At 40.5% G+C, this 12,855-nt stretch carries 9 protein-coding genes; all 9 read right to left on the bottom strand.

Annotated elements, in window-relative coordinates:
• Window positions 1-8 precede the first annotated feature (8 nt).
• The 9 genes from OC529_RS03355 to OC529_RS03315 all read right to left on the bottom strand — a co-directional run bounded on the left by OC529_RS03355 (window position 9) and on the right by OC529_RS03315 (window position 12,800).
• Window positions 9-2,048, bottom strand: coding sequence for a pLS20_p028 family conjugation system transmembrane protein (locus tag OC529_RS03355; RefSeq protein WP_125848999.1), 2,040 nt, complete (start codon window positions 2,046-2,048; stop codon window positions 9-11).
• Window positions 2,049-2,170: 122 nt separating this feature from the next.
• On the bottom strand, window positions 2,171-2,671 hold the full coding sequence (locus tag OC529_RS03350) for a hypothetical protein (RefSeq protein WP_262081476.1): 501 nt from the start codon (window positions 2,669-2,671) through the stop codon (window positions 2,171-2,173).
• An 83-nt stretch (window positions 2,672-2,754) separates the two neighbouring features.
• Window positions 2,755-5,883 (bottom strand): VirD4-like conjugal transfer protein, CD1115 family, encoded by a 3,129-nt coding sequence (locus OC529_RS03345; RefSeq protein ID WP_262081475.1) that lies wholly within the window; start codon window positions 5,881-5,883, stop codon window positions 2,755-2,757.
• Window positions 5,884-5,887: 4 nt separating this feature from the next.
• Window positions 5,888-6,133: a hypothetical protein gene (locus OC529_RS03340; RefSeq protein ID WP_000113750.1), complete on the bottom strand. Its 246-nt coding sequence runs from the start codon at window positions 6,131-6,133 to the stop codon at window positions 5,888-5,890.
• 170 nt (window positions 6,134-6,303) lie between these two features.
• Window positions 6,304-6,741 carry a single-stranded DNA-binding protein gene (locus tag OC529_RS03335; protein ID WP_262081474.1) on the bottom strand — a complete coding sequence of 146 codons (438 nt, stop codon included), beginning with the start codon at window positions 6,739-6,741 and terminating at the stop codon, window positions 6,304-6,306.
• A 76-nt stretch (window positions 6,742-6,817) separates the two neighbouring features.
• Window positions 6,818-10,525: an SspB-related isopeptide-forming adhesin gene (locus tag OC529_RS03330; protein WP_262081473.1), complete on the bottom strand. Its 3,708-nt coding sequence runs from the start codon at window positions 10,523-10,525 to the stop codon at window positions 6,818-6,820.
• A 26-nt stretch (window positions 10,526-10,551) separates the two neighbouring features.
• A complete protein-coding gene (locus OC529_RS03325) occupies window positions 10,552-11,358 on the bottom strand; it encodes an LPXTG cell wall anchor domain-containing protein (protein WP_262081472.1) in 807 nt (268 codons plus the stop codon).
• A gap of 16 nt (window positions 11,359-11,374) precedes the next feature.
• A complete protein-coding gene (locus OC529_RS03320) occupies window positions 11,375-12,448 on the bottom strand; it encodes a hypothetical protein (RefSeq protein ID WP_262081471.1) in 1,074 nt (357 codons plus the stop codon).
• Window positions 12,449-12,461: 13 nt separating this feature from the next.
• Entirely contained in the window at window positions 12,462-12,800 is a 339-nt protein-coding gene (locus OC529_RS03315; protein ID WP_000800858.1) for a hypothetical protein, read from the bottom strand.
• Window positions 12,801-12,855: the final 55 nt, after the last annotated feature.

The following is a 12,855-nucleotide window of genomic DNA, read 5'->3' as shown; positions in this document are numbered from 1 at the left end:
AGTTCCGCCTATTCTTCTTCGTCGTCACTCTCAGCGCCAGTGATATGACGTCCTCCCTGCATACGCTGTCCTGCTTGTTGCATTTGTTGGTTCATGTAATTCATTTGATTCATGCTCTGTTGAAATTTTTGTTGAGAAGAATCAGGCTGTGCTGGTGGTGTAGATTCTGAAACTGGTGCATCTGCAGGTGGATTTGGATCTTGAATTGGGGACTCCATTCCTTCAGCTGAAGGAGTTGGATCGACAATAGGTGCATCCGTTGTTCCTGGATCAATTGGAGGCTCAGGAATATCAATTGGTCCAGGTTGCTGATCAATTCCAGGAACAGCATCATTTTTCAGAGCGTTATAGGTCGCATTTTGAGCAGAGGCAGCCTTATCATCCAGCTTATCTAATGCGCTACCAACTGCCCCTTTCGTATTTTGCATGGCTTCAAATGCTTTCCATTCTGCCAAATCAACCATATTGCTTACACCACCTTTGGCCGCATTCATAAAGCCTTGGTCTTTTACAGAGTTCAAAGCACCTTGAATACCACCTCCAGTTCTGGCAAGGCTATTTCCTAGAATCTGGCTTCCTTTTGACAAGGCATCTGGAGCTTTTTTAGCCATATCCATACCAAATTGACCAAGTGCCATACCACCATTAAAGAGACCGCCTGCTCCAGCCGCAAAGGCATTCCCCATCATCATAGCTCCGAGCAGTTGTTGAGCTGTTTCACTATGACCTGTTGAAACTCCAAGCCAGCGCTCGATCATGGCTACTCCTTGCATTGCTGCAAAGAATACTCCAACATAAACAAAGGCAGCTGCGAGACACTGCTCCCACATGTTGAGTCCATCAAAGAATCCGCCAGATAGCTTCGTCACTGCTGAGACAGAAAGGATTGGCAAATCTCTGAAGATCTCAAGGGTTACACGCATAATGATAACTTCAAAGAAGATTCCTGCTAAGGCACCGCCAATCGTTCTTAATAGCTCCTTATATTTCTTTGAGTTTGATAGGGAGCTATAACCAAGAATCGGAGAGATCATTGCCTCAATCAAAATATCAAAAACTGATTTGACGAGCTTGATGATCATGCTGACCAAAAGAACAACAAGGATAATATACTGGAGGAACATCCCTATCCAATTGACTTTATAGCGCATATAAACTGATTCAAAAGCACTCAATTGATTGATGACTCGGTGTTCTGTAATGCTTTCAACTCCAGTATTATTGGAATTTAACTTATGTAGGAACAAGCCTTTAATCCCTGCTATTTTGTCGTTTTTCTGTATATCATCTAACATTTTTGGATTTGTCGTACCATAGTTTGCCCCAAAATCAATCTTAGTCGCAAAATCTGCCGTATCCCGTTGGTCAGAATTATCCGTGATATTATTGACAGGGGTAGAACCTTCCTGAACGGGCTTGATATAGCCATAATCATCCATTGGAAACAACTCTGTAGAAAAATCCTTGTAGATCAAAACTTTTAAGTCTACCACATTATTTTTCATGGGTTGCAGAGCCAAGGAGGAAGTTGGCTGACTACCAGATGGCGCTTCACTGGAGACTGTCTGGATAGACATGGCATCCTGTGCCACTGCTGTTGAGATGGTGGTCAAAGCTAGTGGTAATACTGCGGTTACAGCTGTTACCAAAAGGAAATTCGTAATGACCCCTTTGTATTTGACTGGTTTTGTAAAAACTCCTGCGACAGCCGACACAACCAAAATCAGAGTAAACAAGGACGTTCCTAATATCTGAAACCAGTAAAAGAACTGGCCTATAATCGTCTTCTGGTCTCCCAGATAACCGAAGAGACCAAAGAGCTTGAACATATTATTAAAAACATGTTCTAAGCTGGAAGTGATTTGATAAAGGGCCTTGGCAATCCCTCCTGGCAAATAGGCTAGAAATGCCATAAATGCAGGAGTCGGTTCTAAATAGTTTCCCCAGTAGGAATAGAACTCCGCTAGCTTTTTTGCATTCTCGCCTGTGATTTCACCATTGAGATCCTTGACCTCGTTCATCAAATCTGAAAAGGTTTGATAGTCCACTAAAGGTACCTTCTTTCTTTTTAAGATACCCCTATCATATTCGATAATGACAAAATCGTTTTTAAAGGGACAATGAAATTCTGACAATAAAAAAGCCTCAAGTAATTGAGACTTTCTGTAAGTTAATCTGCTGTTCCATTAAAATCATAGAAAGCATTGTCTTCTTTATAGCCACGACGTAGCTCAATGATTCGGATTTTTTTACCCCCCTCGGTCAAGACGACTTGATAATATGCCTCTGCTTCTTCGGGCTTACCTATATCCCTATAATCAACAGCGATTGTAAAGTTGTCCTTTCCTTTCAGTTGACTTTCTAAACTAACAATAGCTCCCCTGAAAGAGGCTGGAATTGATTTTACTTGTTCTTCTGAAAGCACACTGTAGTTAATACTTTCACCGTCGTTATTTGAAATGGTTCGCTTTTCTTTGTCAAATTTTAAGGTAGTTCCTACTCCACCTTTAAAATCAAGACTCTCATAACCATCTTCTTTTGAAAAGCCTGTATAGCTATCTTTCAGCACATTTTTAGCGAGACTTTCAGGTGATTTTTGACCACATGCCCCTAGTAAAATCAAGGCAAATCCTAGTAAAACAATTCTTAAAAAGTGCTTTGCTTTCATCATTTTTTCTCCTAATCATTATTTACCTCATTATAACAAACATCATTTTTTCTTGCAAGTGTTTATATAACTTATTATACATCTTTTTAGATAACTTCATCCGCAAAGAAGTCGTCTCCATCATCATAATAATCATAGTCACCTTGAATAACACTAGCTACAGCTGCCTGAAATAGTTCATCTGTGGAAGTAAATGATTGGGATTGTACCTTTTGTCCTTTACTATGACGGCCTGATAGTTTGGGAGTCTCTCCATTGTTGCTGAGGAGTGGCATGGTCAAACGTTGCCTCCAGTCTATGATATTGTTGAAGGCTGTACCAGCATCAACTGCGATCTCCTGAAGTTCTAGCTCACGGTGTGCACTTTCGACTGGAATATCCGCAAGAGTCATCGATGTATCAAACTCCTCTTGTAAGAACATGTACTTGTAAGGGAAGCTGTTCTTATCATGTGCGAAAATTGGATCCGTTGTGACCTTACGTCCAACATTATCCCGTCCCTTGACCCCACGTAAGATAACCGCTTCTCCTTCCTGAAGCTTGGCCAATTGCGTTGGTGTCAACAACTCTTGTTTTGGATTCTCGACAGCTACATTTGGATTGGCTTCGTCCAGGATATTGCTGGAGCGCCGTCTTCTGGTGATGGTACGTGTACCCAACTCCCCACTAAATCTCTTATTGGTATCTGGAGACGTCGTTTTGACGTAAACTTTCAATGAACAGTTATCCAGAATCGTTTGCGCAACATTTTCACCATAGACATTAACCAATTGTTCCAAGTTTTGAACCCAAAGATAATAGAGAATGTTTTGCCCCAATCCGATAGAAATTTTCGTATCCATGTGAGGAATAGCTGGAATGTTTGTAAACTCATCCAAGATATGGAGAATGCGATTGATACATTTCCGACCATTTGATAAGGCAAGGTCATAGTTGGCATTGTACAACTGATCCAAGAACAAAGAGACAATCCCATTGTACTCTGTTCGGTTTGGTGGGGTTACCAGATAGATGACTCTTGGTTTATCGGAGTAAATCAACTCAATATCTGACTCTTGGAGAAGATTTTGAGTGTCTTCTTTGCTCTTCAGAACCCTTACATCGATATGATCTAAAATTGGCTTTTTGGTATACTCATCGAGTTCTAGCATTTCACCATCTCTTCGATAGACTTTCTCAGCTGAGAATTGGAAGACCCGATCCCGAACTGGAGACTTACCATTTTTCTCATGATTAAAATCAATCGTAACCGTAAACTGATCTGGAAGTTTAGGTTCGATGGCATAAGTCAGATAGCCTTCTCCATCAATAAGAGCTGTCGCTTGCTTCACATAGTCGACTTGCTTTTCAACTTTGCCCCATTTCTTCAAGCCTGTAATGGTTACCTTAGCAGTCTTATGCTTGAACTCATTTTTTAATTGACTGTTGGTGCTTGATCTGAACTTAACAGACAATCGACGTGGGAAGGCAAAAGACTCTAAATCAATCGAGTTTTTGGAAGTGAGCTTCGCCACGTTGTCTTGCAAGAACAGGTTGATTCCTGTCATCATGCTAGAGTAGACATTTCCTTTAGTCTCATCACCACCAAAATCTGAAGCACGAAATTCGATATCCGCCATTTGTCTAAATTTCGAGAATTGTTTTTGATTGACTTGTCTCAAATTATCAAAATAGACTGTGATTTTTGACTTCTTCGATACTTGTTGTTCTCTGCTTGGATTCTCAACGATTTCACCAGCACCATCTACAAAGACTTCTTCAGACCCCATTGTCGCCAAGAATTTCGCAACGTTAGGGATGGTAATGGTATCCCAGGCATCGTCTTCACCATTTTGATAAGTTTCATTAGCCCGATCCATCAAAGCCATTGTAAGAGCATTAAACAAGGATATAGAAGACTTACGAAAATACTCCGCATTTCCCTTCTCACCACCTTTTTGTTTGGGAAAAATGGATTCTGCGACTGCATTGACATAGGTTTGCGTTTTCTCATAGTAACCTTTCTTGGCGGCTGCAATAGCTAGAGCCAAAGGATTGTAGGACATAGACCAATCCATATTTTGGAAAGAAAGCACATCAACTTCATAGCCACGTTGCCTCATCATTTTGTAAGAGGCTTGGTAGTGTTCTCCTTTCGGGTCTGCTAGAACTAGCGATGGCTGCAACTCCGCACGACTGTTGATATCAATCGTTGTCGTGATCTGACCTTCCCCCTTACCTGAACGAGTCATCCCAATCCCTAACAGATTCGTCGGCTTATCTTCAATGTAATAATATCCTGAAGGAAAAGATTGCATGCCCAAAATGCGCTCCGCATTGGTCACGTATCGACTGATTGTCTTATTTTGCCATAACATTTGCGTTCGGAGTGTTTGCCCAGCTAAATCATGAGTCAACTCATGAAGCACAGGAGCCCCACCTTCACCTGGATAAGTGAGGGTTTTATTGGGAATCTTTTTGTATTGGCGACGGATTTCATCAATCGTCACAAAACGGTCATCCCCCTCCTCATTATGGTTGTAGTCACGAAACTGCTCAAAGTTTATCCAAGCAGATTTCCAAGCAAGGACTAGACCCATCAGAAAGAGAGGAAAAGCTAAAATCGGGGCAATCCAAAAGACTTTTACATTCAGTAGACTCTGAAACAAGAGACTATTCAAGTCAAAGTTTACGGCCTTACTAGCATCTTTAAACGACCAAATACTGAAATAGAGAAAGCGGATGGTAGCCCTCAAAACAGTAACCAGGTAATTCGTTAAGATAAAAGCAATAAAGCTAAAACCTAATCCCATATAAACAAAGCTGCGGTAACTTTTAAAATAAAGAATGGGTTTCATTTCTTTATCAAACCGTTTTCGTTCCCGTTTTACAAAGGGAATCATATAAACAATTCGAAAGAGAATATTCCAAAGAATGAGAGAGACAAGCGCAATGATTTTTGGAATCAATAACTTTACCCATTTGAACAGCCCTCTAGCTGATTGCTTCCATACCTGTTCCCAATCAATTGCTTTGCGACCTTTCCAACCTCTTTTAAAAATCTGCTTCAGCCAACTCTTGCTTTTTAGTAACCGATGATACTGCCTTAAAAAGTAAGGTTGAAAGAGTCTGAAGAGGTAATAACCTGCAACTCCTAGAAAAAGGAAGGTATTGAGCCAACTGGCTCGAATCAGTTGGATAAGGGTATAAAATACTACTTCAAATAACTCAAACAAACGACTACCCCCTTACACCTTCCAAGAACCATTCCATTTTTCGAGTATAGAAGCTCGAAAAGAGAAATATGTGAAACTGTAGCCTTGGAGAGGCTTTCTCATAACGGTTAAAGTAATTTTCTAACCATTTCTCCCCATCCAACTGAAGAACATTCAATCGACTAGATCGACTTTGTTCTAAGTAATTGGTCACCTGAAGAGATTCTGCAATCAATTCATCAGACAGATAATTGTATTTTTGTCTTGCCATTGTTGCACTCCTTTCTTATTATCTCTTAATTCCTCTCTATTCTAAAGGATAATATCAAATTCTTTGTTAAAGGGACAAAAGATATTATTGTATAAAAAGTTATACAACTTTTTATACAATAAATAGACAATTAAAAAGCACACAAGTGTTCTTGTATGCTTTCAATCCCTTTAGAATGGGGAATCCGCATCCATTGGTTCAGGATAGGATGTAGGAATAGAACTTGGTGTTGGCGGATAAAAGCCCTGTTGTTCCTGCTTACGTCGATTAGATGCTTCCTTATTTTCAAGGAAAGTGATTCCTCCTTGTTGGTTTGGGGAAATAAACTGATACGTCCGACGTTGACCTTGTTCATCGTTATATGGTCGTTGGATAATTTCTCCTTTTAAGAGAATTGGAGAGCCCTTAGATAGACTCTGAGCCATAAATTCTGCTTGTTTTCCGTATACTTGCACATGGAAGAAACTAGAAATTGGTTTATTTGTATCATCATTCATACTCGAATCACAAACAAACTCAAATTTGAAACTGGCATGACCATTTTTAGTTTGACCTACTGCATCGCTTGGGATGAATGCAACACGTCCAGAAGCGATAAATACTTGCATTTTTTCTCCTTTCAATAAAGACCACAAGAGAGTTATACCCCAGCTTGTGGTCATCCTTTCATTTTAGTTCATCAAGTTAGTTTTCTTTCGACTTACGAAGACCTGCAAGACTCAATAATCCCAAAATCATTCCCACAACTGGAAGCATGCTTGCTGATGTTCCAGTATTTGGAAGTGATGGCTGCGGTTGTGGCTTGCCTGGTTCTTTAGGATCTGGTTTCGGAGGTTCTGGCGTTGTTGTTGTAACTTTTGCCGTCATCTCTTGTCCATTGACAATATTGATAAAAGTATTCTCAACTTCTCCAGCTGCAATACGCTCTACTTCGATGTAGAAGTCCGCATCGAAGCTACCCTTGACTCCTAAAGAGTTTAGGAAGTCCTGGTTGATAACGTAAGACCATTTGCCTGCTTTTTCGTCCCATTTGACGGCCACAATCTTCTTGAGGAAGTCAGGATTTGTATCCTGGTTCACCTCAAACAAGAAGGCATAAGCTGTACCTTTGGCAATCTTGTCTCCTGCCTTAACCACTTTACCGTCAGACAAGACTACATCATAAGGAAGAACCAGGTCTTTTTGAGCAAGGTATTCTGTCCCTCGAATAATACCAGACCAATTACCCGTATATCGATCATGCTTCAAGTCAAGCATATCAATACCATCATATTGGAAGAGGCTATCATGTTTGGTTGGAACGGTTACACCGTCAAGTAGATAGCGGATGTATTGGCCAATCTGTACTTCTTGGCCGTCTAGGATTTTCTTATTATCCTTTTGATCCAAGGCATGTTTCTCTGGCTTCACATCAGGAACCGAGACAGTGACAAGGTTTGATTGATAGCTATTGCCAAAGTCGATTTGCTTAAAGCTATTTTCAACTTTCTCCCCTGCTTTAACCAGGAGTTTAGCTGGGAGATCAACAGTAACATTCTTATTTGGTTTCACGTAGTTTTGATAGAAACTCTTGGAATCTTTTGCTACCCAGAGATAGAATTCACCCCTCGGATTCAAGTTCAATTCCTTCAGGATTTTATTGATTGCATCTGTACGTCCTTTGTCTGAGAGCACGTGATACATATCAAAGAGATCTTTCACATCTTTTCCTGCAGCGGTCATCTTGATCTTGCTGTGGTCAACTGTGAAGGCATTGTCTTGAACATCATCCAGGATAGCAAACTTCTTACCAAGTGCTTGACTTGAAGCAAGTGTTTTGGTGTATGGACTATAATCAGTCATCAATCGGAAGGTCACGGTACGATCAAATGTTGTCGCATTATTGATATCCTTACCAGAGCGATCCAGAACCGATTTTACTGGTTTAGGTGGCTTCGGTGTGTAGTTCGTAACAGTGTTTGAGAAAACTTCGTAGTTATTCACTAACACTTTATAGGTGTTATCATAGAAACCTTTATCATAGATTGGCTTCCAGGTAATCACAGGAGCTTCTAAGCGTTTCCCTTCGTAAGTCGCAGTAAAGGTATACGTATTCTTTACTGCATCATAGATAACGCCCCACCCTGCTTTCTCTGCAGTTGCCTTTGTAACAGCTACATCAGGAACTGCTCCAGCTTCAAGTGGATCAATGATGGTAATCTTGTCCCCTTTTTTCAGGTTCGCATAGATATTGTCATGATTCAAGGTGTAGGTCTGAGTAGCATTTTTAACAACTGTTTGACCGTTTGTGTTGGTCTTATCTGTATCTGCTACAGATTTGCTGACAACTGGCTTATATTGTAACTTGTAGCCGTGATAACTTGCTGATAATTTCTGATTTTTCGTCTCAGAAATAGTTTTAAGCGCTAAAGCTGGTTTTGCTGGATTTTTCGCATTGACCAGGTTAGCACTGATTGAATCAGGTTTGACAGGTTTCACAGTTGTTTTAGTGATAGTTGCAGTAGCTGGAACTTCAACGACTGGCGCTACAACCTTTGTATTCAAAGCAAACCAATAGGTTTGGCCATTTGGACTTTCTGGTCCATCCCATTGAATAAATTCGGTTGTGAAGGCTGTCCCTTCCTTAAAGACTCCAAGAGCAGCACCCTTGTACTGATATGCTGAAGAGGAAGTATCCCAAAGATGACCTACCTCTTCCTCACGGTTATAGTCTTCTGCATAAACATAGCCATAATCCTTGTTTTGAGTAACAGTTGAGCCATTGATTTCAACATGTGTCCCATTGATGGCTTTTGCACCTTCCCACCCGATAGGGTTGTGGTTTAGAGACGAGTAGGTTAAGGCTGCAGGTGTCTTTTCAGAAGCCTTGAAAGCTACTTCTTGGCCTTCCTCATTGTTGTAGTAGTAGGTATCTGTAACCAGGAAGTTCATGTAGTCCGCAGCTCCACCTGTTCCATCGTTTCGAGCTACTACAAAGCCCTCAGTCGGATCATTTAAGACATAGACATCATTTAGGCCCGTTTTACCTTGGTTTACAATTTGAAATTTTCGATGGATACGAGAAATATTGTGTTGTTTCCCATCCTCCGTTGTGACTGTTAAGCCGTTTAACCCAGTATAATCAATTTCTGTTGTCCAACCATTGCCCACATCTTTGTATTTCAAGACTTTGGTTGAGTCTAGAACGCGAGAGTACCCAGATCTGCCACTTGATGAGGCGATATAATCCGTAGTCAGTTCTTCTGCTCCTGAAGCTGTAGACTTCACAGTTGCTTCAGGATTAGCGGTCGAAAGACTTAGAGCTTGTAGTACAACTTCTTTTGTGTATCCTTCAGTGCTTGTTTTAGACTGAAGATCGTTGTACTTCTTCTGCCATTCAGCTTGGGCCTGCTTAGCTTGATTATAAGCCGCCTGGTTTTGTTTGGCAATTTGGTTAGCCTCATCTACTGAGGAAACTTCTTGGGTTTTAGAACTGAGAAGTACACCTGAGTTTTTCAATTCAGCGAACTTACGGTCAGCATCCTGATTGACTTGTTCACTAGCAGATTTTTTCTCTGTATAGGCAGCCATAATAGCTCTGTTAAGTTCCACTTTGCCTTTTGCAGTCGCAATAGCCTGGTCATTTTGTTTCTTCAATGCTTCTACTTCTGCGACTGAAGAGACCGTACGTGTAACGACTTTAACGTCAACCTTTTCTTTCTTCAGCTGTTCAGATGCGCTTTCTACCGCTTTGTTTAGAGCAGTAGCTTGTTCAACAGTAGCATCATACTTAGCTTTTTCACCCAGGTAGGTTGAGACAGCTTGCTGGTTTTCTTCTAAGAGTTTCTTAGCTGTTTTAGTAGCTTGCTTGTTTTTGTCAGCAGTTCCATCCGTGGCAGTCGAACCATCATTCGTCACTGTGACAGTTGTTGTTTGTTCGTGCTTGGCTTTTTCATCAGCTACAAATTGATTGTTAGCGTGAATAGCTTCCTGCGCTTCCTTGAAGGCTGCATTGTTTTCGACTTGTTTTGCAGTTGTAGCTTCAAGCTCCTTGACCTGCTTGTCTTGATCTTGTTTAATTTCAGCCTTAGACTGTTCAAGACTTGATGAGGTAGTACCTGTACCTTTGTCAACACTTGGTGTTTCAGATACAACTACTCCAGCTTTTTTAGCCTTTTCAGTAGCCTTTGTGACTGCTGTATTATCAATCGCTACAGACTGGCTTCCTGTTGTTTTGCCAGCTTGTTTAGCGTATGCGTTGTTGTCGTTTTTAGTTTCAGGCTGTACTGCTTCATCCGCCAATACAGAACCTGCAGAGAAGGCTACAATACCTGCAACTGCAATTCCTGATACTAAGCCTTTAGCCCATTTTTTCTTACGGAAATATCCGTGTCCTTGTGTTTTTTCTGTCATTTAATTGTTTCCCTTTCCATTTCACCTTAAAACATTTTCTTCTTGTAGACGTAGCTGACTGCCGTCAACAACATAGCCCCAATAGCACCCAGAATGCTTTCTGCCGTTCCTGTGTTTGGAAGTGTTTTTAACTTCCCATCTTTATCAGTAACAGAGATAGTCTTATCTTCATTGACAGTACCTCCGACCTCTTCAGGAGCAACCACTGAACCATCTGAAAGAACTACGTTTCCGCCTTGGGTGCTAACAATTGACGCACCTGTATTTGTTTCAACAGGATCTTTTGTCACATCATGAACTACTTGACCTGTTGAGGTTGAAGTGGTTCCAATTTGTGACTTCCCTTGCTGGTTCGCTTGATCAGTAGTTTTTGGCTTTTCATCTGGAACACCATCTAAGCTACCTGCATTATCCTTGTCTTGTGGCTTATCTGAAGGCGCTGGTTTATCAGCTGGCACCCCGTCAAGACTTCCTGCGTTGTCTTTGTCTTGTGGTTTATCTGATGGTGTTGGAACACCATCGAGACTACCTGCATTATCCTTGTCTTGTGGCTTATCTGAAGGTGCTGGTTTATCAGCTGGCACTCCGTCAAGGCTACCTGCGTTATCCTTGTCTGAGGGAGCTGTTGGATCAACTGGAGTAACTGAAGGCTCTGTTGGCTGAACTGCTGGAGCCTCTGTTTCTGTTGAAGCGCTAGGTACTGTTGGCGTAACGACTTCTGTTGTTGGAGCAGAAGAATCAATTGGTGTTACTTCATCAGCTGATACAAATCCAACTTGTGCTAATGCGATTGTTGATAGTGCGAGTGTAGCTAATACTTGTTTCTTGTTCATTGTGATTTTTCCTTTTCTAATTTTTAAGGTAATTTGATTCTTTTGGTTCTGTTTCTACAACAAATCCATATTTTGAAGAATCAGAAGCTTTTACATCAAAAGTTAATCTAACGCTAGATGATTTATCCCCTCTTTTGACAGACAGGATATAGGAAACCGTATATCTTTGAGTTTCTGAATCATAATTCAATTTCTCTAAAATAACGGACTGTAAAATTCCTTCTTTCGGTTTAGTAAATTTTGCATCACCTTCAGAAAGAAAATCTACTAGGTTTTCTTTTTTGCCCGAGTAATAAGAAGGTAAGAAATAACGGCTAAATACATCAACTTCATTTTTCGTTGAAATGATAAGTTGAGTATTTTTTTGTTCCTGATATAAGAAATTTACTTTTTCTGACTGGTTTGACAGTTGAGCGAAAGCAAAAAATACGCAAATGATATTTATTACTGACAACACTCCCAAAACACCTAAGAATAGATAAAATTTCTTCAGAGAAACTGACTGGTTTTGAGATACGGGAGACACAACATCTGTTTGATCCCTTGAATTTGGAACAGCTGGTAGGCGATTGGGTTGTGAAACAGCCATCGTCTCACCTTCAGCTGGGAAAAGAGGAAGAGAAGAATCGGACAATCCCAAACTTTGTTTATATACAGGATAAATCTGGTTCTCAAAATACTCCCTTTTTTCTTGATAGCTGTAATTTGCAAATTCAGAGCGAGTAAGTATCGATTGAATGAGGGGAAGCAAGAGGTTTTCATAGTCTTCAGTAATAAGGAACGGACTAGCATAAACCTCTCCTTCTGTTACCACGCTTTTCCCTTCCAGATGGGCGATGGCAACTTTTTTCAGCTGAAACTGACCATACATCTGTTTCAACTCTCTAAATAACAACTCTGCCTGTTGAAATGTTAGGTAGGGGAAATTTTTTGAAATCCGCTGAGAATAACCTGAACTATGATCCAATACATCGATGATAGCAAGTAACTCACTATCATCCTCTGGACCTCTTCCATCTTCCCAGGTAATTTCTAGAAATAGATCATCTGTAATCGTACAGCGACCTTTATTAAAGAGTGAAAAAGCCATAAATCACCACCCCTTAACTTTTCACGAAATCAAAAATCCATTCAATAATACTTGGTCCTGCTGAAACACCAATAATTGCAATTGCAATAGACACCCAATTTTTTTTCATTGAGGCTTTTAACTCCCGTCCACCAAACGCATAAATGAGCGAAGTGACAACGGCAGCTAGACCAAATAGCGCAACACTGACTAGCTGAACTTTTGTAATTCCTTGTCTTGCCAAGTTATCCGACTTAGCAAATGGATCGTCCGCATAGACTGTAGATCCTGTTAGGAATAGGGAAAGGCTCAATAAAAACATCTGTGATTTTGTTTTTACTTGCTGAAGTTGTCTTGTCAAATAATTTTTCATAGAAATCCTCCTTTGTTTTTTTGACAACGTTAGTATAATAGATAATTGAAAAAAA

This window comes from Streptococcus sp. Marseille-Q5855 (genome assembly GCF_946901985.1).
Classification (GTDB): domain Bacteria; phylum Bacillota; class Bacilli; order Lactobacillales; family Streptococcaceae; genus Streptococcus.
Note: the sequence above shows the minus strand (reverse complement) of the source record. Positions and strands in the feature narration are given on the sequence as shown.

Bases quoted from the DNA above. Each gene is read 5' to 3' on its own strand.
- OC529_RS03350 (WP_262081476.1), bottom strand. From the start codon at position 2,671: ATGATGAAAGCAAAGCACTTTTTAAGAATTGTTTTACTAGGATTTGCC.
- OC529_RS03340 (WP_000113750.1), bottom strand. From the start codon at position 6,133: ATGGCAAGACAAAAATACAATTATCTGTCTGATGAATTGATTGCAGAA.
- OC529_RS03335 (WP_262081474.1), bottom strand. From the start codon at position 6,741: ATGCAAGTATTTATCGCTTCTGGACGTGTTGCATTCATCCCAAGCGAT.
- OC529_RS03330 (WP_262081473.1), bottom strand. From the start codon at position 10,525: ATGACAGAAAAAACACAAGGACACGGATATTTCCGTAAGAAAAAATGG.
- OC529_RS03325 (WP_262081472.1), bottom strand. From the start codon at position 11,358: ATGAACAAGAAACAAGTATTAGCTACACTCGCACTATCAACAATCGCA.
- OC529_RS03320 (WP_262081471.1), bottom strand. From the start codon at position 12,448: ATGGCTTTTTCACTCTTTAATAAAGGTCGCTGTACGATTACAGATGAT.
- OC529_RS03315 (WP_000800858.1), bottom strand. From the start codon at position 12,800: ATGAAAAATTATTTGACAAGACAACTTCAGCAAGTAAAAACAAAATCA.